Source organism: Halorhodospira sp. 9628, from assembly GCF_022228075.1.
GTDB classification, from domain to species: Bacteria; Pseudomonadota; Gammaproteobacteria; order Nitrococcales; family Halorhodospiraceae; genus Halorhodospira; species Halorhodospira halophila_A.
Genome location: NZ_JAJNRF010000004.1, coordinates 142,385 through 163,952 on the forward strand (window position 1 = coordinate 142,385; position 21,568 = coordinate 163,952).

Annotated in this window: 24 protein-coding genes, 1 tRNA gene and 1 pseudogene; 9 read left to right on the forward strand and 17 right to left on the reverse strand. The window is 69.2% G+C overall.

Features of this window, described 5'->3' with window-relative positions; genetic code table 11:
- Nucleotides 1-14: 14 nt before the first annotated feature.
- The gene (locus tag LRG10_RS06220; protein ID WP_201168568.1) at nt 15-950 is read right to left on the reverse strand and encodes a chemotaxis protein CheV; all 936 of its coding nucleotides are present in this window, start codon (nt 948-950) and stop codon (nt 15-17) included.
- Nucleotides 951-1,113: 163 nt separating this feature from the next.
- Here LRG10_RS06220 and flgA point away from each other — a divergent pair, with 163 nt between their 5' ends.
- The 4 genes from flgA to LRG10_RS06240 all read left to right on the forward strand — a co-directional run bounded on the left by flgA (nt 1,114) and on the right by LRG10_RS06240 (nt 3,346).
- Nucleotides 1,114-1,875 carry a flagellar basal body P-ring formation chaperone FlgA gene (gene flgA / locus LRG10_RS06225; RefSeq protein ID WP_238634964.1) on the forward strand — a complete coding sequence of 254 codons (762 nt, stop codon included), beginning with the start codon at nt 1,114-1,116 and terminating at the stop codon, nt 1,873-1,875.
- Between the two features lie 164 nt (nt 1,876-2,039).
- Nucleotides 2,040-2,348, forward strand: coding sequence for a flagellar biosynthesis anti-sigma factor FlgM (gene flgM / locus LRG10_RS06230; protein ID WP_201168572.1), 309 nt, complete (start codon nt 2,040-2,042; stop codon nt 2,346-2,348).
- Nucleotides 2,348-2,875: a flagella synthesis protein FlgN gene (locus LRG10_RS06235; RefSeq protein WP_238634965.1), complete on the forward strand. Its 528-nt coding sequence runs from the start codon at nt 2,348-2,350 to the stop codon at nt 2,873-2,875. The genes flgM and LRG10_RS06235 overlap by 1 nt, the downstream gene beginning before the upstream one ends.
- A gap of 78 nt (nt 2,876-2,953) precedes the next feature.
- A complete protein-coding gene (locus LRG10_RS06240; protein WP_238633559.1) occupies nt 2,954-3,346 on the forward strand; it encodes a hypothetical protein in 393 nt (130 codons plus the stop codon).
- On the opposite strand, the gene rplS is transcribed toward LRG10_RS06240, so the two are convergent.
- From rplS to LRG10_RS06275, 7 genes are all read right to left on the reverse strand, one after another.
- A complete protein-coding gene (gene rplS, locus LRG10_RS06245; RefSeq protein WP_201168579.1) occupies nt 3,339-3,692 on the reverse strand; it encodes a 50S ribosomal protein L19 in 354 nt (117 codons plus the stop codon). The two genes, LRG10_RS06240 and rplS, sit on opposite strands and share 8 nt — an antisense overlap.
- A 17-nt stretch (nt 3,693-3,709) precedes the next feature.
- Entirely contained in the window at nt 3,710-4,504 is a 795-nt protein-coding gene (gene trmD / locus LRG10_RS06250) for a tRNA (guanosine(37)-N1)-methyltransferase TrmD (protein ID WP_201168582.1), read from the reverse strand.
- Nucleotides 4,482-4,994 (reverse strand): ribosome maturation factor RimM, encoded by a 513-nt coding sequence (rimM, locus tag LRG10_RS06255; RefSeq protein ID WP_201168584.1) that lies wholly within the window; start codon nt 4,992-4,994, stop codon nt 4,482-4,484. Before rimM ends, trmD begins: the two co-directional genes overlap by 23 nt.
- Before the next feature lie 15 nt (nt 4,995-5,009).
- Complete coding sequence (rpsP, locus tag LRG10_RS06260; protein ID WP_201168587.1) at nt 5,010-5,270, reverse strand: 30S ribosomal protein S16; 261 nt, start codon at nt 5,268-5,270, stop codon at nt 5,010-5,012.
- A gap of 134 nt (nt 5,271-5,404) precedes the next feature.
- Entirely contained in the window at nt 5,405-5,818 is a 414-nt protein-coding gene (locus LRG10_RS06265; RefSeq protein WP_201168590.1) for a DnaJ family domain-containing protein, read from the reverse strand.
- On the reverse strand, nt 5,815-7,764 hold the full coding sequence (locus LRG10_RS06270) for an ATP-dependent DNA helicase (RefSeq protein ID WP_238634966.1): 1,950 nt from the start codon (nt 7,762-7,764) through the stop codon (nt 5,815-5,817). Before LRG10_RS06270 ends, LRG10_RS06265 begins: the two co-directional genes overlap by 4 nt.
- Nucleotides 7,751-8,371, reverse strand: coding sequence for a tetratricopeptide repeat protein (locus LRG10_RS06275; RefSeq protein ID WP_201168593.1), 621 nt, complete (start codon nt 8,369-8,371; stop codon nt 7,751-7,753). The genes LRG10_RS06270 and LRG10_RS06275 overlap by 14 nt, the downstream gene beginning before the upstream one ends.
- A gap of 176 nt (nt 8,372-8,547) precedes the next feature.
- Between LRG10_RS06275 and LRG10_RS06280 the strand changes: the two genes are divergently transcribed.
- Nucleotides 8,548-9,867 (forward strand): methyl-accepting chemotaxis protein, encoded by a 1,320-nt coding sequence (locus LRG10_RS06280; RefSeq protein WP_238633563.1) that lies wholly within the window; start codon nt 8,548-8,550, stop codon nt 9,865-9,867.
- 23 nt (nt 9,868-9,890) lie between these two features.
- On the forward strand, nt 9,891-11,357 hold the full coding sequence (locus tag LRG10_RS06285) for a methyl-accepting chemotaxis protein (protein ID WP_238633564.1): 1,467 nt from the start codon (nt 9,891-9,893) through the stop codon (nt 11,355-11,357).
- Between the two features lie 45 nt (nt 11,358-11,402).
- Here the strand turns inward: LRG10_RS06285 and LRG10_RS06290 are convergent, their stop codons facing one another.
- From LRG10_RS06290 to LRG10_RS06310, 5 genes are read right to left on the reverse strand one after another with little or no spacing between them, the layout of a single operon-like run.
- Complete coding sequence (locus LRG10_RS06290; RefSeq protein WP_201168602.1) at nt 11,403-12,653, reverse strand: aminotransferase class V-fold PLP-dependent enzyme; 1,251 nt, start codon at nt 12,651-12,653, stop codon at nt 11,403-11,405.
- Nucleotides 12,650-13,987 carry a Fe-S cluster assembly protein SufD gene (gene sufD, locus LRG10_RS06295; RefSeq protein WP_201168605.1) on the reverse strand — a complete coding sequence of 446 codons (1,338 nt, stop codon included), beginning with the start codon at nt 13,985-13,987 and terminating at the stop codon, nt 12,650-12,652. The genes LRG10_RS06290 and sufD overlap by 4 nt, the downstream gene beginning before the upstream one ends.
- Nucleotide 13,988: 1 nt before the next feature.
- Nucleotides 13,989-14,741 carry a Fe-S cluster assembly ATPase SufC gene (sufC, locus tag LRG10_RS06300; protein WP_201168608.1) on the reverse strand — a complete coding sequence of 251 codons (753 nt, stop codon included), beginning with the start codon at nt 14,739-14,741 and terminating at the stop codon, nt 13,989-13,991.
- Nucleotides 14,742-14,766: 25 nt separating this feature from the next.
- Entirely contained in the window at nt 14,767-16,251 is a 1,485-nt protein-coding gene (sufB, locus tag LRG10_RS06305; protein ID WP_201242436.1) for a Fe-S cluster assembly protein SufB, read from the reverse strand.
- 21 nt (nt 16,252-16,272) lie between these two features.
- Nucleotides 16,273-16,725 (reverse strand): SUF system Fe-S cluster assembly regulator, encoded by a 453-nt coding sequence (locus LRG10_RS06310; protein WP_201242433.1) that lies wholly within the window; start codon nt 16,723-16,725, stop codon nt 16,273-16,275.
- Nucleotides 16,726-16,892: 167 nt separating this feature from the next.
- Between LRG10_RS06310 and LRG10_RS06315 the strand changes: the two genes are divergently transcribed.
- On the forward strand, nt 16,893-17,159 hold the full coding sequence (locus tag LRG10_RS06315) for a hypothetical protein (protein ID WP_201168611.1): 267 nt from the start codon (nt 16,893-16,895) through the stop codon (nt 17,157-17,159).
- Nucleotides 17,160-17,172: 13 nt separating this feature from the next.
- Here the strand turns inward: LRG10_RS06315 and uvrB are convergent, their stop codons facing one another.
- A complete protein-coding gene (gene uvrB, locus LRG10_RS06320) occupies nt 17,173-19,203 on the reverse strand; it encodes an excinuclease ABC subunit UvrB (RefSeq protein WP_201168612.1) in 2,031 nt (676 codons plus the stop codon).
- A gap of 205 nt (nt 19,204-19,408) precedes the next feature.
- Between uvrB and LRG10_RS06325 the strand changes: the two genes are divergently transcribed.
- Complete coding sequence (locus tag LRG10_RS06325; RefSeq protein ID WP_201168613.1) at nt 19,409-20,593, forward strand: pyridoxal phosphate-dependent aminotransferase; 1,185 nt, start codon at nt 19,409-19,411, stop codon at nt 20,591-20,593.
- A gap of 140 nt (nt 20,594-20,733) precedes the next feature.
- Nucleotides 20,734-20,808, forward strand: a tRNA-Asn gene (locus LRG10_RS06330).
- A gap of 119 nt (nt 20,809-20,927) precedes the next feature.
- On the opposite strand, the gene cowN is transcribed toward LRG10_RS06330, so the two are convergent.
- The 3 genes and pseudogenes from cowN to LRG10_RS13250 all read right to left on the reverse strand — a co-directional run.
- Nucleotides 20,928-21,191: a N(2)-fixation sustaining protein CowN gene (gene cowN, locus LRG10_RS06335; protein WP_201168614.1), complete on the reverse strand. Its 264-nt coding sequence runs from the start codon at nt 21,189-21,191 to the stop codon at nt 20,928-20,930.
- Nucleotides 21,184-21,354, reverse strand: coding sequence for a hypothetical protein (locus tag LRG10_RS13245; protein WP_338018482.1), 171 nt, complete (start codon nt 21,352-21,354; stop codon nt 21,184-21,186). Before LRG10_RS13245 ends, cowN begins: the two co-directional genes overlap by 8 nt.
- A 27-nt stretch (nt 21,355-21,381) precedes the next feature.
- Nucleotides 21,382-21,540: pseudogene (locus LRG10_RS13250) on the reverse strand (2Fe-2S iron-sulfur cluster-binding protein); the annotation flags it as partial.
- Nucleotides 21,541-21,568: the final 28 nt, after the last annotated feature.

Sequence of the window (21,568 nt, forward strand, 5' to 3'; positions counted from 1 at the left end):
TCCTCCTTGCATGCTCATCCCCCTCGCTCGGCCAGCCGGGCGCCGACCCGCTCGGCCAACTCCCGGGAGTGGAACTTGGCCAGGAACTCGTCGGCCCCCACGCGACGCACCATCTCGGTGTTGAAGACACCGCTGAGCGAGGAGTGGAGCAGGACGTGGACCCCGGCAAGCCCCGGATCCTGCCGGATCGATCGGGTCAGGGTGTAGCCGTCGAGCACCGGCATCTCGATGTCCGAGACCACCATCAGCAGATCGTCGAGCCCGGAGGGATCCTGATCCTTCCAGGTGCGCAGCTGCTCCAGCGCCTCGCGGCCGTTGTTCTTGGTGACCACGCGCACACCGATCTCCTCGAGCGTGCGCTTGATCTGCCCCCGGGCGACCGCCGAGTCGTCCACCACCAGGACCTTGTAAGCCTCGGAGCCCTCGGCGTGATCCACGCCACCGCCCTCGGTGACCTCCGGATCGGCGCCGCCGGCACGCTGAACCTCGGCGAGGACCTTCTCGACGTCGACGATCTGGATCATCTGCCCGTCGTAGCGCGCCACGGCGGTCAGGTAGCTGCCGGCGCTGCCCCCGCTCGGCGGCGGCAGCACGTCCTGCCAGTTGATGTTGACGATCCGGTCCACCCCGCCGACCAGGAACCCCTGGACCTGACGGTTGTACTCGGTGACGATGATGTAGTTGCCTTCTTCCTTGGTGATGGCGCCGTTGCCGGTGGCGTAGCTCAGATCGAGCACCGAGAGGGTGTGGCCGCGGACGTAGGCGATGCCGAGGGAGGCCGGATGGGCATGCGGCACGTAACTGAGCTCCGGGGCCGGTATGACCTCGCGGACCTTGAACACGTTGATCCCGTAGCGCTGCCGCCCCTCGAAACGGAACAGCAGCAGCTCCATGCGGTTATGGCCAGCCAGCTGGGTCCGCTGGTCGACGGAGCTCATGATTCCGGCCATCGCTGACGGCTCCCTTATCGGCGTGCGTCCCGGGGGCTGGCCCCCGCCCGTTGGCGTCATGTTAATCCGGTAGCCGGATCAGGGAAAGCGGCCGACGCCGCGGCACACCCTTTGCATATTTCTCCGGAGGATCACCAACCGAATGGAGGTTGCGCGCGGACCGATGAGCAGACCCGCCGGCGCCACCCCCGCCCGCAGGGTCGGGCGCAGTGCGCGACCGTCGCCCGCCTGGCGCCTGGCCGTCGTATTGTTGGCGCTGACGGCCCTGGCCCCGGCGGCGGCGCAGGCCAGCACCCAGTCGCCGGAGGCCATCCGTGAGACGGCGGAGGTGTTCCTGCGCGAGGCGCTGGCCGGCGAGTACGACGAGGTGGAGGTCGAGGCCCGCGGGGTGGACGGCCGGTTGAAACTGCGTGCGTGTGACGGCGAGCTGGAGGGGTTCATCCCCCGCGGGCGCAGCCCCCACCAAGCCGGTACCGTGGGGGTGCGCTGCAGCGGAGAGGCACCCTGGACCGTTTACGTGCGCATGGAAACCACCTTGAAGACGGAGATGGTGGTGGCCGCACGCAGCTTGCGCCGCGGACAGCGGCTCGCGGCGGCGGATCTGCGCACCGCTACGCGGGATGCGCGCCGGGTCCGCGGCGAGTTCTACCGCGACGCCGGCGATCTGGTCGGCCAGGAGGTACGCCGGAGCCTGCGCGAGGGGGTGGCCGTGACCGGCAACCACGTGCAGCCCCCGACGCTGGTCGAGCGCAACGACCGGGTCACCATCGCCGCCGGCCGGGGCGATGCCATCCAGATCAGCAGCCGTGGCCGCGCCCTGGAGCACGGCCAGAAAGGCGACCGGATCCGGGTGGAGAACCTGGACTCCGGACGGGAGATCCAGGCACGGGTCGTCGGCGAGGGCCAGGTCCGGGTCGGCGATTAGGCCGCAGGCGGCGGGAGTTGCCGTCAGTGGCAACCTGGGTCACAGTAACCGGAACCAGGACTCAAGTTCCTGCCCGGGCCGCCGATAAATACGGATAGCACGGGTCCATGCAGGCCAGGGAGCGGCGCTGCAGCCCGCATAGGAAAGGTTTTGAGGAGAGCCCGATGTCCAATCCGATCGAAGGAGGGGGTCCGCGCCCCGTCGGACCCGCGACCGCCCAGCCGGGCAAGGGCCCGAAGAGCGGCGGCGCCGACGAGGCGTCGAACGCCCCGCCCCGGGGCGCAGGCGGCGCCGACGAGGCCGAGACCTCGGAACGACTGCAGACGGTCCGCGAACGCATCGACCAAACCCCGGAAGTCGACCGGGATCGGGTCGAAGCCATCAAGGAGCGGATCGCCAACGGCGACTACCCGGTGGACGCCGAGAAAGTCGCCAAGAAGTTCGCTGAGCTTGAGGCGCTGGTCGAGTCGTGATGACGCCGGCGGAGCACGGCCGCTCTGACCGCTTTCCGCGCCAGACGCTGGACGCGGAGCTGGCGCAGCGCCTGGCCGTGCGCGTCGAGCGCTGCCAGGCGCGCGCCGGGGAACTCGCCGCCACCCTCGAGGCCGAGGCCCGGCAACTGATCGACCGGGACCTGAACGGCTTCGACGAACTCCTGCGCCGCAAGGGCGCCCAGGTCGAGGCCCTGGAAGAGGCCGAGCAGCAGCTGCGGCGGGTTCTCACCGAAGCCGGCTATCCGCCGGGGACCGCTGGCGTGCGGGCGGTGTTGCGTACTGCACCGGAGTCGCTGCGCTCCGCCTGGGGCGAGCTGGAGCAGTTGCTGCGCACCATCCAGGCCCGCAACGAGGCCAACGGCCGCCTCATCCACCGCAACCTCGACCATACCCGGCGCCTGCTCGACCTGGCCACCGGCGCCCACGAGCGGGCCGATGAACTCACCTACGGCACCCACGGCGGCTACACCGCCAGCGACCGCTCCCGGCGCATCACGCGCGCCTGACAATACCCGCTCCGGCAACCTCCGAACCGGGCCGCGGCCCGCGTGCTATCTTCAGGGGATGGAACGACGGAGGCAGCCATGACCGAGATCGACCCTGCCACGGCCAGCCACGAAGCGATCCGCCCCCACCACGCCGAGCACGCTGCCGAGCAGCGTCGCCAGGAGGCCCTGCGCCCGGAACGGGACGGGGAGACAACGGGGACGGAACGGATCCGGGAGGAGCGCACCGAGGCGGCCGGCAACCGGGATGCGGAGTCGGTGCGCGCCAGCGACCCGGTGGCGGTCAACGCCTCGGGGCCGGATTCGGCCACCGGCGAGGTGCCACGAGATCGGGAGGAAGCCCGCGCCCTGGCCGAGGAGACCCGGGAACGGATCCTGGACAATCCGGAGCGGGCGGCGGAGTCCGTGCGCGATACCGCCCACGAGCCCGCCGCCAGCCGGATGAGCCGGGCAATCGAAGCCCTTAGTTGATCTTCTCCTTGATGCGCGCCGCCTTGCCGCTGAGCTCGCGCAGGTGGTAGAGCTTGGCCTGGCGCACGTCGCCGCGGCGCTTGACCTTGATGCTCTCGATCTGCGGGCTGTAGGTCTGGAAGACCCGCTCGACGCCCTCGCCGTGCGAGGTCTTGCGCAGGGTGAACGAGGAGTTCAGGCCGCGCTTGCGCTTGGCGATGACGACACCCTCGAAGGGCTGGACGCGCTCGCGACCGCCCTCACGCACCCACACCTGCACCAGCACGGTGTCGCCCGGGGCGAACTCCGGCACCGTGTGCTTGCACGCCTCGATCTGCTCGCGCTCCAGTTCGTCGATGACGTTCATGACGATTCCCCTCGGTTCTACGTTTCTTCGTGATCGTTGCCGGCCCGCGCCCCTGCGCGGTGCTCGACGATGAATTCATCCAGCAAGCGGCGCTGCCGCTCGTCCAGCTCCCGCCCGGCGAGCAGATCCGGGCGGCGCAGCCACGTCCGCCCCAGGGCCTGCTTGAGCCGCCAGGTATCCACCGCCCCGTGATCCCCGGAGCGCAGCACCTCCGGCACCCCCTGCCCTTCGTAGACCTCCGGGCGGGTGTAGTGCGGATGGTCGAGCAGCCCGGTGGCGAAGGAGTCCTCGGCCGCCGAGTCCTCGTGCCCGAGCGCCCCCGGGACCAGCCGCGTAGTGGCGTCGATGGCGACCATGGCGGCGAGCTCGCCGCCGCTGAGTACGTAGTCGCCGATGGACAGCTCCTCGTCCACCTCGGCCTCGAGCAGCCGCTCGTCGATGCCCTCGTAGCGGCCACAGAGGTAGATCACCCGCTCGCGGGCCGCCAGGCGCGCCACCCCGTCCTGATCCAGCCGCGCCCCCTGGGGGCTGAGGTGAATCACCCGGGCCGGGCGCGGATCCGCTGCCCGAGCCGCTTGGATGACCCGGCGCAGCGGCTCCACCTTCATCACCATGCCGGGACCACCGCCGTAGGGCCGGTCGTCCACGGTGGCGTGCCGATCGGTTGCGTAGTCCCGCGGGTTCCACGCAGCCAGCTCGATCAGGCCCCGCTCGGCCGCCCGGCCGACCACCCCGAACCGGGCCACCTGCTCGACCATCTCCGGGAAGACGGTGACGACGTCGATGCGCCTAGAATTCGGGGTCCCAGTCAACCTCGATGACGCCTTCCTGCTGATCGACCCGCTGAACGACGTGGTCGAGGGTAAACGGGATCAGCCGCTCTCGCTCGCCGCGCACGACCATGACGTCGTTGGCGCCGGTCTCGAACAGGTGGCTGACAGCCCCCAGCTCGACGCCGTCGACGGTGCGCACCGCCAGCCCCTGCAGATCGACCCAGTAGTATTCGCCGGGATCCGGCTCCGGCAGCAGCTCCCGCGCTACCGCGATGTCGCTGCCAACCCACTGCCGCGCTTCGTCGCGATCATCGATGCCGGCGACCCGGGCGATCAGGCCTTTGCCCTGCTCCTGCCCCGCCTCGAGCCGAACAGCCCGCCAGCCGTCGGCGGTGGCCAGCTCCCAGTCGGCGTAAGCGAACAGGTTGGTTTTCGGCTGGGTGTAGGAGTAGACCTTGACCCACCCCGCCACACCGAACAGCCCGACGATCCGGCCGACGACGACCCGCCTGGGCTCACGATCCGGCATGGACCGCGGACCGGCTTACTGAGCCGGTTGCTCGGCGCGCTCGGCCTGCCGGATCAGCTGAGCCGCACGCTCCGTCGGCTGCGCACCCTTGGCGATCCACGCCTTCGAGCGCTCGACGTCCAGCTTCAGCGGCGCCTCCTGCCCCGAGGCCACGGGGTTGAAGTAGCCCAGGCGCTCGATGAAGGCGCCGTCCCGCGGCTTTTTCGCCTCGGTAACTACGATGTGGTAGAAGGGCCGCTTCTTCGCGCCCGCCCTTGCCAGTCGAATGGTAACCATATGCGCCCTTGCGATTCCCGTTACGTTGAGTCATCGGCCCCGCGGCGGGGCTTCTGATACGTACTTGAGTAAACCGGGCATTGTACTCGCTTTGTCACTGAAGGGAAGGGTCTGCACGGAGAAAAGCGCCTCGCTCAGTCGGCGCCGTCCTCCGGATCGGCGTTGCTGAAACGCCTCAGCAACCGATCCCGGTAGCCCTGCTCGGCGACGTACAGGGCATCGGCGTCGTGGCCGCTGCGCTCGAGCCGGGCGCGCAGCAGCGACAGCCGCCGCTCGGCCTGGCTGCGCTGCTCCGCCGCCTCGGCGGAGGCATCGGCGTAGAGGGCGTCGATGAGGTCCTCGAGGCTGCGGATCTCCTGGCGCTCGGCCAACTCCGGTGGGATGCAGTTGGCGTTCTTGAGCACCCGGTAGGCGGTGCGCAGATGCTCGGGGATCATGGAGTCGTCATCGAGCTCCAGCGGCTGCCCGGCGCCGGGCAGGTCCTGGAGCTCGCCCTGCTCCACGGCCTCTTCCAGTCGGCGTTCGGCAATCCGGTCGATGAGGCTCATAACACGCCCTCCCAGAAGGCCTTCACATCCTCGACACGGCGGGTCAGCGGCATCGCCGGCAGGCTGTTGCGGAACAGTCGGCCGTAGGGTTTGCCGAGCAGGCGCGGGTCCGCAATCATCAGCACGCCGCGGTCGGCGTCGTCGCGGATCAGGCGCCCGGCCCCCTGTTTCAGGGCGATGACCGCCTCGGGTAAGAGGATATCGCGAAACGCCACCCCGCCGGCATCCTCTACCGCGCGCTGCCGGGCGGCGGTCACCGGATCTCCCGGGGCGGCGAACGGCAGGCGGTCGATGATCACCGCCGAGAGCGCCGCCCCGCGGATGTCCACCCCCTGCCAGAAGCTCGCCGTACCCAGCAGGACGGCGTCGCCGGCTTGGGCGAAGGCCTCCAGCAGCCGCCCCTGCGGGGCATCGCCCTGGACCAGCAGCGGTCGCCTCAGGGCCGTCTCCAGCTGCTCGCGGGCCAGGCGCAGCGCCCGATGACTGGTGAACAGCAGGAAAACCCCGCCCGGCGTGCAGTCGATCACCTCGCGGGCCCGCGCCACCACCGCCTGATCGTACCCCGCCTGGTTGGGCAACGGGAGCCCGCTGGGGCAGTAGAGCAGGGACTGGCCGGCGTAGTCGAAGGGACTGGGCAGCTGCTCGGTGCGCACCGTATCGGCCAGCCCGAGGCGGCCCCGGAACGCAGCGAAGGAGCTACCCACCGCCAGCGTGGCCGAGAGCAGAACCCAGGCATCGGCCTCCCGCTCCATGTGCCGGCGAAAACTGCCGCCCACATCCAGGGGTGTCCGGTGCAGGGCGAAACCCCGCCCGCGGGTCTCGTACCACTGGACCTCGCCCTCCGCGGGGGCGAGGAAGCAGCCGAGGGCCTCCTCCAGCTCACCGGCGCGCCGGTGGCACGCCTCCAGCTCGGGGCCACGCTCGGCCACCAGAGCGAGGGCTTGCTGCAGGCCAGCCGCTGCCCCGCGCAGGGCTTCGGCCGCCTCGGCGCCCCCCGATTCGGCCACCGTGTACCAGGCATCCCGCTGCTCCCCCCCTTCCAGGGCCAGGCGCAGCCCGGCGACCGCCGCCTCCAGGGTATCGATGGCCGCGCGCAAATCCGGCATGTCGCCAGCTTCGCGCCGGTCGGCGATACGCACATCGCGAACCAGATCGCGGATCGCCCGCGCCGAGACCGAGTGACCGAAGAAACGCGCGGCCGTGTCCGGGAGCAGGTGGGCCTCGTCGAGGATCACCGCTTCCGCCTCGGGCAGCACGGCCCCGTAGCCGGCATCCTTCACCGCCCAGTCGGCCAGCAGCAGGTGGTGGTTGACCACCAGCACGTCGGCCTCGTGGGCACGCCGGCGAGCCTCGTAGAAGAAGCACGTGTCGTAGGCCGGGCAACCCTGACCGAGACAGCGCTCGGGCGTGGCGGTGATGCGCTCGGCCACCCCCTCGACGCCCTGCGGCGCCTCGGCCAGGTCGCCGCTGTCCGTCGCCCGCGCCCACTCCGCCGCCGTCTGGATGGCCGCGACCTCGTCGGGGGCGGTGAACGGCCCTTCCTCCACGGCCCGCTGCAGCCGGTAACGGCACAGGTAGTTGGCCCGCCCCTTGAGCAGGGCGGTGCGCATCGGCTGCGGGGATGCGCCCTGCAGCGCCGCCCGCACCCGGGGCAGATCGCGGTGGTAGAGCTGATCCTGCAGGGTCCGGGTGCCGGTGGAGATGATCACCCGGCGGCCGTCGAGGAGCGTGGGCACCAGGTAGGCGTAGGTCTTGCCGATACCGGTGCCCGCCTCGGCCACCAGCACCTCGCCGTCGGCTAGCGTGTCGGCCACCGCGGCGCCAAGCTGCAGCTGCCCCGGGCGCGCGGCGAACCCTTCGATGGCCCGGCTGACCGCCCCGCCGACATCGAGTTCGGCGACCACGGCCCGGGCGAAGGCTCCCCCGGGCGGCCTAGAATCGGCCAAGGCCACCGTCTCCGGTATCACCGAAACTTCGCGCCGAGGAGGCCGCGTCCCGGGCGCCGCCCCGGTCACCGCGCTCCATGCGCGCCGCCGCCACCAGCCACCACGCCTCGCGCATCACGGCGAGGTCGTCGCCGCCGGTGTCTACGGCGCGCAGGGCCAGCTCCTCGGCCCGCTGGTGGTGCCCCTGCTGGTAGCGCACCGCCGCCAGGTTCTGCCACAGCACCGCCCGCTCCGGCGCCTGGTCCAGGGCCTGCTCCAGGTGCTGTACCGCCCGGTCGTAGTCGCGCCTCTCGTAGGCCTCCCGCGCCTGCTGCGCCAGCGCCGCGATCTCATCGGCACCGCCCCGGGTCTCCTGCCGGGCGTCGGACTGTGGCTGCGACCACCAGCCCCCCTGTTCCTGCTCCGGCTCCTGCTGCGGCTGCGGCTGCGACCACCAGCCACCCTGCTCCTGCTGTGCCTCATCCCGGTCGTCCTGCCGGGGCGCTTCGGCCTGCGTGCGCGCGTCGCCACCGCCATCGGCAATGCCGTCATCAGGAGGCACATAGCAGGCCAGCGGCGCCAGGCAGACCAGTGCCGGCAGCGCGGAGAGCTTCCGCCATCGCATCATTCGGGGGCCTCGTTACAGAACCGGGCTTTGCTGCCGCCAAGGATACCAGAGCCGGGCGGAACCCGGCGCGACGCTTTACGGCCGGACAGCCGCCACGCTATAAGGGGCACGCGCGGGCACCGCGGCCCGTTGGCGGGATCCGCAGCCGCACGGCACCCACAGCCAGGAAAGAACGCATGGCCACGCCCCCGGAACACGCACACCCCGACGCCCGCGCGGTCACCCGCTCGCGCCAGGAGGTCGCCGAGCAGGTGGCCGAGCGCAGTTCGGCGATCGGCATTGAGGCGGTGCAGATCACCGAGGTCCTCAACGCCCTGGCCGCCGCCTTCGAGCGGCAGAATGAGTCGTTCAGCGACCTGCGCACCAACGCCCGCAGCATGGCCCGCAGCAACGAGGTGGTCCACCAGGCCGTCGACCGCGCCCAGCAGGTGGCCACCGAGGCCGGCAGCAACGTGGAGCACTCACGGGCCCGGATCCAGAAGGCGCTGGAGGAGATCCGCGAGCTGGCCGAGTCGGTGACGCGGGTGGAACGCCAGCTCGGTGCCCTCAACGAGGCGCTGCAGGGCGTTTCGAAGGTCTCCAGCGAGATCGCCACCATCGCCAAGCAGACCAACCTGCTCGCGCTCAACGCCACCATCGAGGCCAACCGGGCCGGCGAGGTCGGCCGCGGCTTCGCCGTGGTGGCCGAGCACGTCAAGGCGCTGGCCAAGCAGACCGCCGACGCCACCGATGACATCCACACCATCCTCGACGAGCTGACCCACATCATCGACCGCCTGGTCCAGAAAGGCGGCGAAAGCACGCTGCAGGCCGAGGCGGTGCGCGACGGCACCGAGGCGATCCAGGAGATCATGGAGACCGCCGGCAGCGCCATGGCCGATATCGACACCGACTCGGGCCGCGTCCGCGAGTCGGTGCATACCATCGACCACTACTGCCGGCGCACCGTCGAGGGGCTCGAAGAGCTGGCCGACACCGTGCGCCGGGCCACCGACACGCTGCAGGCCGCCGACCAGCGCGCCGAGAAGATCAGTCGCCACGCCCACGAGCTGATCCGGCGCACCGCCGTCGACGGGGTGGAGACCCGGGACACGCGGCTGATCCGGCGGATCCGCCGGATCGCCGCCGAACTGGGCGAGACGCTGCCGGCCGAGGCCGGCGCCGAGCAGATCGCCGCCCAGGCGCGCTCCGCCCTCGAGCAGCTCGTCGAGGGAGAAACCGGCGTACGCGCCGCCCTGATCTGCGACGCCGAGGGGCACTGCCTGGCGGCCACCGTGCCGCCGGGCGGCGCGACCGGCCTGCGCGATGCTCTGCAGGGACAGCGGCTCGACGACCGCCCCACCCGCTCGGCCCTGCGCAGCCGCGAGCCGTACCTGCTGCAGACCTACCGGCTGCAGTACGGCGGCGCGGGGCCGGTGGTCCAGGAGATCAGCGCACCGGTGCAGGCCGGGGGGCAGGTCCGGGGCTGCCTGCGGGTGATCTACGGCGGCGAGTGAACGATAGCGACGGAGCAGCGGGTATGGCGTTCATCGATTTCTTGAGGGGCCGTGGCTTCCTACCGGGGCGCTCCGGCGCTCCCCGGGCGGATACCGGACGGGACGCCCGGGAGCACGCCCTGGCGCAGGCCATCCGCGGCGTCTCGGAGGAGACCAGCCAGCTGGGCCTGGAGGTCTCCGACGTGCACGGCAACGTGGACGACACCGCCGCGCAGATGGAGCGCGAGGCGCGGTTGTTCCAGGAGCTGCGCGAGTCGTGCCAGCGCCTGTCCGAGGCGAACAAGGTCGTCGACGCGGCGGCCCGTAACGCCCAGCACGTCTCCGGTGCAGCGCGGGCCGACATGCGCCGCTCCGAAGACCGCATCCGCGATGCTCTGCAGCGGATCGCCGGGCTGAGCACCTCGGTGCGCGAGATCGAGAGCGACCTGGAGCATCTCAACGAGGCGATGCAGCGGGTCACCAAGGTGGCGCGGGGGATCGGCGCCATCGCCAAGCAGACCAACCTGCTCGCCCTCAATGCGTCCATCGAGGCAGCCCGTGCCGGCGATGCCGGCCAGGGGTTCGCCGTGGTGGCCGAGCAGGTCAAGTCCCTGGCCGCCCAGACCAGCGAGGCCACCGGGGACATGGACCGCACCCTGCAGAACCTCACCGAGCAGACCCAGGAGCTGATCGCCATCGGCCACCACAGCACGCGCCGGGCGCAGCGGGTGGAGCAGACCACGGGGCAGATGCAGAGCCTGTTCGAGCAGCTCGAGCAGTCCATGGCGTCGGTGGATGCCGAATCGGCGCGGATCGCCGAGGCGGTCCAGGAGATCGACACGCAGAGCGAGCACACCATCGAGCGCTTCGACCACAACACCGCCGAGCTGGAGGCCTCCCACTCTGACCTCGAGCGCGGCCGGGCCCAGATCGACCGCTTCCTCGCTTTCACCGAGGAGCTGATGAACCTGGCCAACGCCTCGGACGTCGAGACCGAGGACACCCCATACATCGTCCGGGTCATGGAGGTCGCGCGGCAGGTGTCGGAGCGCTTCGAGGCGGCCATCCGCGAAGGCGAGATCAGCGAGGCGGACCTCTTCGACCGCGACTACCGCGAGGTCCCGGGGACCGACCCACAGCAGTATGAGACGCGGTTCGTGGCCTTCACCGATCGGGTCCTGCCCGAGCTCCAGGAGCCGCCACTGGAGGATGCGCACATCTCCGGGTGTTTCGTCATCGACAACCGGGGCTACATCCCCACCCACAATCGCCACGTCTCGCACCCGCAGCGTCCCGGCGACCCACAGTGGAACGCCCGCCACGCCCGGCAGCGGCGTATCTGGGAGGACCGCACCGCACAGTCGGCGGCGCGCAACGAGAAACCCTTCCTGCTGCAGACCTACCGGCGGGACATGGGCGGCGGCCGCTTCGAGTTGATCCGCGACGTCTCCGCCCCGATCCAGGTCCGGGGCAAACACTGGGGGGCGGTGCGGATGCTCTACGAGCCATAGCCGCCACCGGCCGGGGCGCCGGCGCCACCGCCCCGGCCGCGTCGGTCAGCCGAACAGGCGGCGGACCTTCTCCAGGGCCACCACCAGGCTCTCCACCTCGTCGTGGGTGTTGTAGACGCCGAACGACGCCCGTGCCGTGGCCGGCACGCCGTAGCGCTCCATCAGCGGCTGGGCGCAGTGGTGACCGGCGCGGATGGCGATCCCCTGCTCGTCGAGGAGCATGGCCACGTCGTTGGGGTGCGTCCCCTCCATGATGAAGGAGACGGCCCCGGCCCGACGCTGCGGCCGGCCGATGAGCTGCACCCCCGGCACCGCGGCGATGGCCTCGGCCGCGTGGCCGACCAGTTCTTCCTCCCGAGCGGCGATCCGTTCGCGGCCGATGGCCTCGATATAGCGCAGTGCCTCGCCCAGGCCGATGGCGCCGGCGATATTCGGCGTCCCCGCCTCGAAGCGCGCCGGCGGCTCGGCGTACTCGGTGCCCTCGAAGGAGACGTGGCGGATCATGTCGCCCCCGCCCTGATACGGCACCATCCCGGCCAGGTGCTCATAGCGGCCCCACAGGACGCCGATGCCGGTAGGCCCGTAGGCCTTGTGGCCCGAGAAGGCGTAGAAGTCGACCCCCAGCTCCTGGACGTCCACCGGCAGATGGGGAGCGGCCTGCGCCCCGTCCAGGAGCACGGGCACCCCTTCGGCCCGGGCCATGGCGGCGATCTCCGCCACCGGGTTGACGGTACCGAGGGCGTTGGAGACGTGGACCACGCTGACCAGCCGGGTGCGCTCATGGATCATGCCGCGCACCGTTTCCAGATCCACGTCGCCGTTGTCGTCGATGGGCACCACCCGCAGGGTGGCACCGGTCCGCTCGCAGACCAGCTGCCAGGGAACGATGTTCGAGTGGTGCTCCATGTGGGTGACGAGGATCTCATCCCCCGGCCCGACCCGGGGCGCGACGAAGCTGTGCGCCACCAGATTGATCGCCTCGGTGACCCCGCGCAGGAAGATGACCTCCCGCTCGCTGGGGGCGTTGAGGAAGCGCTGGGCCTCGGTCCGCGCCCCCTCGAAGGCCGTGGTCGCCTCCTGGGAGAGGGTGTGCACCCCGCGATGGACGTTGGCGTAGTAGTGCTGATAGCAGCCGAGTTCGGCATCGATCACCGACTGCGGCTTCTGCGCACTGGCGGCGCTGTCGAGGTAGATCAGCGGCCGTCCGTTGACCTCGCGGCGGAGCACGGGGAAGTCGGCGCGCAGCCGGTCCACATCCACCGCCCCCGGGCGGGTCGCCTCCTCGACCATGCTCATGCCTCAAAACCCTCCAGTTGCTCGCCGCCCGGCAGGAACCGGCGCAGGAGCGCACGCTCGTACGCGGCGGCCTGCGGGCAACGCACGGTCTCCACCACCTCGGCGACGAAGGCGTAGGTCAGCAGGCTCTTGGCCACGACGGGATCGATGCCGCGGGCGCGCATGTAGAACAGCGCCTGCTCATCGAGCTCGCCCACCGTGGAGCCGTGGGTGCAGCGCACGTCGTCGGCGAAGATCTCCAGGCGCGGATTGGAGTGGGCCAGCGCCCGCGGGCTGAGGATCAGGTTGCGGTTCTCCTGCTCGGCGTCGGTCTTCTGCGCCCCCGGATGGACCTTGATCAGGCCGTCGAAGACGGTCTCCGAGCGCCCGTCGAGCACGCCCTTGAAGACCTGGCGACTGCGCGTGTGCTCGGCGTCGTGGTGGACCCAGGTGTGGTGGTCGACGAAGCGCTGGCCGTCGCTGAGGTGGATGCCGGTGAGATCCCCCTCGCCGTTATCGCCTTGTACGGTCGCCTCGATGTCCACACGCACCTTGTCGCCGCCCCAGACAAAGGAGTGGGCGCCGACCCGGGCATCGCGGGCAGCGGTGCCGCTGACCGCCCCCAGCTGGCAGCCGGCGTCGCCCTCCTCGCTGATCCGGGTCAGATCCACCTGGGCGCCGGCATCGGCGATGAGCTCGGTGACCGGACAGCTGAGGTAGGCCGCCTGCGGATCACCGCTATGGTACTCCACCACACGCAGGTGGCTGGCCTCCTCGCCGTGGACGATCACACGCGGGTAGACGGCGTGGCCGGCAGTGGCAGCGCTGGTGTAGCAGACGATAAGCAGCGGCGCCTCGACCATCGCCCCGCGGGCCACCTGCACGGCCACTCCCTCGCCCATCAAAGCGGTGTTCAGGGCGATGAACGGGCTGTTGGCCGGGTCGGCGTGGGCGGCCAGATGCGTCTGCAGCCAGGCGGGTTCCTCGGCCAGCGCCTCGCTCAGGGGGCGCACCGAGACCCCGGCGGGCAGCTTGGCGTAATCCGAACGCGCCGGATCCAGCTGCCCATCAACGAAGACCAGCCGGGGCCCATCGCCGGGCGGGAGAAGTTGATCAAGCCGCCCGGTCAGGCCGTCGTCTACCTCGCCCGGGCCCTGCGGCGGGCGAAAGTCGCTGCGCAGCACCGGGGTCAGGTCGATGTGCTTCCACGCCTCCCAGCGCCGGGTCGGGAAGCCGTGGGCGTCGAAGGTGGCCATGGCCGCGCGACGACGCTCGGCCAGCCAGGCCGGCCCCGGGTCGGCGAGGTCGTCGAAGACCGCGCGCGGGTGACTCTTGAGCTCTTCCACCGCTCCCATGTCAGGCAGCCTCCTCGTCCTCGAACAGGGCGTAGCCGGTGCGCTCCAGCTCCTCGGCCAGCTCCTTGCCGCCGGAGCGCACGATGCGCCCGTTGACCATGACGTGCACGTAGTCCGGCACGATGTAGCTGAGCAGGCGCTGGTAGTGGGTGATGATCAAAAACGAGCGCTGCGGGTCGCGCATGCTGTTCACGCCGTCGGCCACAGCGCGCAGGGCGTCGATGTCCAGCCCGGAATCGGTCTCGTCGAGGATACACAGCCGCGGCTCGAGCATGGCCATGTGGAAGATCTCGTTGCGCTTCTTCTCGCCGCCGGAGAAGCCGGCGTTGACCGGTCGGTTGAGAAGCGACTCGTCAAGCTTGACCCATTGCGCCCGCTCGCGGGCCATCTTGAGGAAGCTGACCGGGTCGATCTCGCCCTCACCCCGGGCCTCACGGGCGGCGTTGACCGCCGCCTTGAGGAAGTAGCTGTTGCTCACCCCGGGGATCTCCACCGGGTACTGGAAGCCGAGAAAGACCCCGGCCCGGGCCCGCTCCTCGGGCTCCATCTCGAACAGATCCTGCCCCTCGAAGGTCACCGCGCCGTCGGTGACCTCGTAGCTCTCATCGCCGGCGAGCACCTTGGACAGGGTGCTCTTGCCCGAACCGTTGGGCCCCATGATGGCGTGCACCTCGCCGGGGCCCATCTCGAAGTCGATGCCCTTGAGGATCTCCGTCGTCTCGACGCTGGCGTGGAGGTTGTTGATCTTCAGCATGGTCCGCTTCTCCTGGGAATCTGTCTTATCCGACGCTGTCCTCGAGGGTGACCTCGAGCAGCTTCTGCGCCTCGACGGCGAACTCCATGGGCAGCTCCTGGAAGACCTCCTTGCAGAAGCCGTTGACGATCATGGAGACCGCGTCCTCCTCGCTGATGCCACGCTGCTTGCAGTAGAAGATCTGGTCATCGCCGATCTTCGAGGTGGTGGCCTCGTGCTCGAGCTGCGCGCTGGGGTTCTGGATGTCGATGTACGGGAACGTGTGGGCGCCGCAGTGGGAACTCATGAGCATGGAGTCACACTGCGAGTAGTTGCGGGCATTGCTCGCCGTGGGCAGCACCTTGACCAGGCCACGATAGCTCTGCTGGCCGTAGTCCGCCGAGATCCCCTTAGAGATGATGTGGCTGCGGGTGTTGTTGCCGATGTGGATCATCTTGGTGCCGGTATCCGCCTGCTGACGGCCGCGGGTCACCGCCACCGAGTAGAACTCGCCGATGGAGTCGTCGCCCTTGAGCACGCAGCTCGGATACTTCCAGGTGATCGCCGAACCGGTCTCCACCTGGGTCCAGGAGATCTTCGAGCGCTTACCGGCGCACAGGCCGCGCTTGGTCACGAAGTTGTAGACGCCGCCGACGCCGTTCTCGTCGCCGGGGTACCAGTTCTGAACCGTGGAGTACTTGATCTGCGCATCGTCGTGGGCGTAAAGCTCGACCACGGCGGCATGCAGCTGGTTCTCGTCACGCTGCGGCGCGGTGCAGCCCTCCAGGTAGGAGACCGAACTGCCTTTCTCGGCAATGATCAGGGTCCGCTCGAACTGCCCGGTATGCCCGGCGTTGATGCGGAAGTAGGTGGACAGCTCCATGGGGCACTCCACGCCCTCGGGGATGTAGACGAAAGAGCCGTCCGAGAAGACCGCCGAGTTCAACGCGGCGAAGAAGTTGTCCTTGCGCGGCACGACGCTGCCGATGTACTGCCGCACCAGCTCCGGATACTCGTGCAGCGCTTCGGAGATCGAGCAGAAGATGACCCCGTGCTTGGCCAGCTCGTCCTTGAACGTGGTGGTCACGGAGACGGAGTCGAAGACCGCATCCACCGCCACGTTGGAGCGCCGGGCGCCCTCGGCAGGCTCGCCCTCCTCCTGCACGCCCGCGAGCATCTTTTGCTCGTGCAGCGGAATGCCGAGCTTCTCGTAGGTCTCGAGCAGCTTCGGGTCGACCTCGTCGAGGCTCTTCGGCCCCTGCTTGGGGGCGGCGTAGTAGGAGATGGCCTGGAAGTCGATGGGCGGGAACTGCACGTTCTGCCACTGCGGCACGGCCATCTCCAGCCAGCCGCGGTAGGCTTCGAGCCGCCACTCGAGCATCCACTCCGGCTCGCCCTTCTTCTCGGAGATGAACCGGATGGTCTCCTCGTTGAGCCCCGGTGGTGCAAACTCCTGCTCGATATCGGTGAAGAAGCCGGCCTCGTAGCCCCGGCTGGTGAACCGTTCAATGGTTTCGTTGCTGCTCGACATGTCGCCCAAGCCTCCGGCTGCTCAGTGGCCAATAACCTGTTGACGGGGGTAGATCCCCACCGGCGCGCTGGCCGGCTCGCCCATCTCCGCCAGACTCACCGCCGCCAGGGCCTGCCGGACCACGGAGCTGATCCGCGACCAGGTGGCGCTGGCATTGCAGTCCTCGACGTGCGTGCAATTATCGGTCCCGCTCTCGACGCACTCGGTGAAGGCGATCGGCCCCTCGAGGGCCTCGATGACCTCGGCCACCGAGATCTGCTCGGGGGGCCGGGCCAGGCCGTAGCCGCCCTTGGCGCCGCGGTAGGAGCACAGCAGCCCGGCATGCACCAGCTGCTTCATGACCTTGCTAACCATCGGTTGCGGCAGGCCGTGGGCGCCCGCCAGCTGCGCGGCGTTGACCCGTTCTCCCGGCCGGCGTGCCATGGCCGAGAGGATGACAACGCCGTAATCGGTCTCGCGGTTGATTCGGAGCATGATCTCTGACTTCGCTCAATCCGTACTCAAAGGGTACATATTCCCGAACCCGAAGGGAAGACTCTTTAGAAGTCTTATAGTTCTAGGCGTGCGCCCCTCCTGGATCCCCGCGGCGGCGCCGATCCATGGCAGGATGGGGGCGACTTGCCCGATCAGGAGAGCAGCTGTTGAATCCCCGGCCGCACAAACCGCGACTGCGCACAACCTACCGGCTGATCATCGAGGAGCGTGACAACGGCTGGGAGGTAGTCTTCTACAACGAACAGGGCGGCGTGCAGCACATCGGCAACTCGCAGACCGAGATCGCGGCGCTGCGCTCGGCCTACTTCATCGCCCGTTACTACCACTACGAGCACGACGTGCTCATGCGCACCCGGCACGGCGACAAACGCCTGGATATCGAGACCCTGATGCAGAACCGCCGTCCGAGCTGAACCGCAGGCCCGCTCAGGAAGCGGCGGCCGTGGCGTCGCCGCCGCCGAGGGCCTGCTCCTCGATACGGCGGATCTCGTCCCGCACCTGCGCGGCCGCCTCGAACTCGAGATCCCTGGCGTGCTCATGCATCCGCTTCTCCAGCTCACGGATCCGCCGTACCGCCTCCGCCGGCGACAGCCCGGCGTACGCGCCGGCCTCTTCGGCCACTCCGGCCGCCCGTTGCGGCGCGCCCGGCGCCGGCACCCCGCCGCGCTCCATGATGTCGGGCACCTCTTTGCGGATGCCCTGCGGGGTGATGCCGTGGGCCTCGTTGTGGGCGATCTGCTTGGCCCGCCGACGCTCGGTCTCGTCGATGGCGCGGCGCATGGAGTCGGTCACCTGATCGGCGTAGAGGATCGCGCGGCCGCTGATGTTGCGAGCCGCCCGGCCGATGGTCTGAATCAGTGAACGGGTCGAGCGCAGGAACCCCTCCTTGTCGGCATCGAGGATCGCCACCAGCGAGACCTCGGGGATGTCGAGCCCCTCGCGCAGCAGGTTGATGCCGACCAGGCAGTCGAAATGACCCAGGCGCAGGTCACGGATGATCTCGGTGCGCTCAACGGTGTCCACGTCGGAGTGCAGATAGCGCACGCGGATCCCGTTCTCCTCCAGGTACTCGGTCAGGTCCTCGGCCATGCGCTTGGTCAGCGTGGTGACCAGCACGCGCTCATCACGCTCGGCGCGGGCGCGGATCTCGCCATAGACATCATCGACCTGCGCGGTGGCCGGGCGCACCTCCACCTCCGGATCGACCAGCCCGGTGGGGCGAACCACCTGCTCGACCACCTGCCCGGCGTGCTCCTCCTCGAACGGGCCGGGCGTTGCCGAGACGAAGACCGTCTGCGGAGCCAGGCGCCGGAACTCCTCGAACTTCAGCGGCCGATTATCCAGCGCCGAGGGCAGGCGGAAGCCGTAGTCGACCAGCGTCTGCTTGCGCGAACGGTCGCCCTTGTACATGCCGCCGATCTGCGGAACGGTGACGTGGCACTCATCGATGAACAGCACCGCCTCCGGCGGGATGTAATCGAACAGGGTCGGCGGCGGCTCACCGGCCGCCCGCCCGGAGAGGTAGCGCGAGTAGTTCTCGATGCCGTTGCAATAGCCGAGCTCGAGCATCATCTCCATGTCGAAGCGGGTCCGCTCCTCAAGCCGCTGCGCCTCCACCAGCTTGTCGGCGGCGCGCAGCTCGCTGAGGCGCTCGCGCAGCTCCTCCTTGATCTGCTCGACGGCCCGGTGCAGCTGCTCCTTCGGGGTCACGTAGTGGGTCTTCGGATAGATGGTCACCCGCGGCACCCGGCGCAGCAGCTCGCCGGTGAGCGGGTCGAACCAGCTGATCTCCTCGATTTCATCGTCGAAGAGCTGCACCCGCACCGCCTCTTCCGGGGACTCGGCCGGGAAGATGTCGATCACCTCGCCGCGGGCGCGGTAGGTCCCGCGGGTGAGTTCGGTGTCGTTGCGGGTGTACTGCAGCTCGGCGAGCCGGCGCAGGATCGCCCGCTGGTCGATGCGCTCGCCGCGGACCAGGTGCAGGAGCATCGACATGTACGCCTGCGGGTCACCGAGGCCGTAGATGGACGATACCGAGGCGACGATGACCGTATCCTGGTGCTCGAGGAGCGCCTTGGTGGCGGACAGGCGCATCTGCTCGATGTGCTCGTTCACCGAGGCATCCTTCTCGATGAAGGTATCCGACGACGGCACGTACGCCTCCGGCTGGTAGTAGTCGTAGTAGGAGACGAAGTACTCGACCCGGTTCTCCGGCAGGAACTCGCGCATCTCGCCATAGAGCTGGGCGGCCAGGGTCTTGTTGGGAGCGAGCAGGATCGCCGGGCGCTGCAGCCGCTCGATGACGTTGGCGATGGTGAACGTCTTGCCGGAACCGGTGACCCCGAGCAAGGTCTGATCCGAGAGCCCCGACTCGATCCCCTCGACGAGCTCCTCGATGGCCTGGGGCTGATCACCCGCCGGCTGAAACCGGGCATTGAGCTTGAAACGTTCCGTCATCGAATCCCCGCATTCATCTTGGGCGCACCCTGACCCGGCGCCCTGCACACAGCGTCTACCCGCTCGACCAACGACACCACCTGCCGGACCCTGCCCACTGAACCCCGAAGCCTCAACCCCGCCCCACGCGCACTGAACCGTGAACACCCGACCCGAAAACCCTTATCATACGCACCGAGCCCAACTTTCAACGCGGAGCCAGACCATGGACCTTCAGCTTGCCGATCGCGTCCAGCGCATCAAGCCATCGCCGACGCTCGCCGTCACCGCCCGCGCCGCCGAGCTGCGCGCCGCCGGCCACGACGTCATCGGCCTCGGCGCCGGCGAACCGGACTTCGACACCCCCCCGCACATCATCGAGGCCGCCGTCCGGGCCGCCCAACAGGGGCAGACCCGCTACACCGCCGTGGACGGTACTGCCGAGCTCAAGCAGGCGGTCATCGACAAGCTCGAGCGCGACAACCGCCTGAACTACGAGCCCAGCCAGATCCTCGTCTCCAGCGGTGCCAAGCAGTCCCTGTTCAACGCCATGGCGGCGGTGCTCAACGAGGGCGACGAAGTGGTCATCCCAGCGCCCTACTGGGTCTCGTACCCGGACATGGCCCTGGTCTTCGGTGCTCAGCCGGTGTTCGTGGCCGCCGGTGCCGAGAGCCGCTTCAAGATCACCCCCGAGCAGCTCGAGCAGGCCCTGACCCGCAAGACCCGCATGGTCATCCTCAACAGCCCGTCCAACCCCACCGGCACCGCCTACACCCGTGACGAACTGGCGGCGCTGGGCGCCGTGCTCGAGCAGCACCCCCAGGTGGTGGTGGTCAGCGATGACATCTACGAGCACATCCTCTGGCGCGATGAACCCTTCACCAACATCGCCATGGCCGCCCCGCAGCTGGTCGACCGAACCATCGTCGTCAACGGCGTCTCCAAGGCGTACGCCATGACCGGGTGGCGGATCGGCTACGCGGCCGGCCCAGCCCCGCTGATCGGCGCCATGAAGAAGGTGCAGTCGCAGAGCACCTCCAACCCGGCTTCCATCTCCCAGGCCGGCGCGCTGGCCGCGCTCAACGGCGATCAGGGCTGCATCCAGCCCATGCTCGAGCAGTTCAAGGCCCGCCACGACTTCGTCGTCGAGCGGCTGAACGCCATGCCGGGGGTCAGCTGCACGCCCTGCGACGGCACCTTCTACTGCTTCCCGCACATGGAGGAAGCGATGAACCGGGTCGGCGCCAAGGACGATGTGGCCTTCGCCGAGCAGCTGATCAACGACGCCGGCGTGGCCCTGGTCCCGGGTTCCGCCTTCGGTCTCCCCGGGTACGCGCGCATCTCCTATGCTACAAGTATGGAGAACCTGGAGCGCGCCATGGACCGGCTGCAGCAGGCCCTGGGCGGCTGATCGGCCCCGCTCCTCGCCCCCGCGATGGCCCCGGGCGATCGCGGGGGCGGCAGGACGGGCACGGAAAACCCCATAGAGGCTTGACCAACGCAGTAGAGGATCGGCAGAATACGCAGCGCATCGTGAGGTGACACCACGCTTCCCCGGTAGCTCAGCGGTAGAGCAAGTGACTGTTAATCACTGGGTCGGCGGTTCGAATCCGTCCCGGGGAGCCATCCACCATCCCTTCCTGTCGGCCACCCGACTCCGCGGGCGCAAGGTGATAACCCTGTATCACCGGGAGGCCGGGCGACCCCTCACCGGTATGAGAGGCCGCCACCCCCAAGTCCGGATCTCAGCAGCATTCCCGCTCGATGGCGGAGAGCATGCTGAGACCCGCATCATCGCCGCGCTGAACGAATAACTCCCGGATCACGTTAATCTGCGCGTGGACCATCAGGCGCGTATCCGGCTCTGAACCATCCCGGCCGCCCAGCTCACGCTCCAGATACCGCCGCACTCGGCTATTCTCCGGCTCCTCTGCGATGTGGCGGTCAACGCACTGGAGCAGGCGCTGGATGGCCCGCTCACAATCCAGACCGGGGCTGAGCTCAGACATCGCCGTACTCGATCACCAGGTCCTCGTCACGCACCACCATCTGGCACATCAGACGCCAGTTGGTGGGCAGATCATCGACGCGCATGCGATCGATCTCCGCTTGGGTGACCTTGCCCAGCTCGAGCAGGACCCGCTCCTCGCGGTCCGTCAGTGGACCCGCCATTGTCCCTTTTGCGACACCGTAATGGACATAAACCAGACAACTGCCACACTCGCCGTCCTGGCAATCGAAAGAGATCGGGATGTGGTTCCGGCGGGCCAGTTTCAGGACCGGCTCCGTATGACTGCCTGCCACCGCCTCTACGGTTTGCTCCCCGTGGTCTGGATGCCGAAAGGTCACGCTGGGCATAGCTCCACTCCTGCCTTGCCAAATGGGT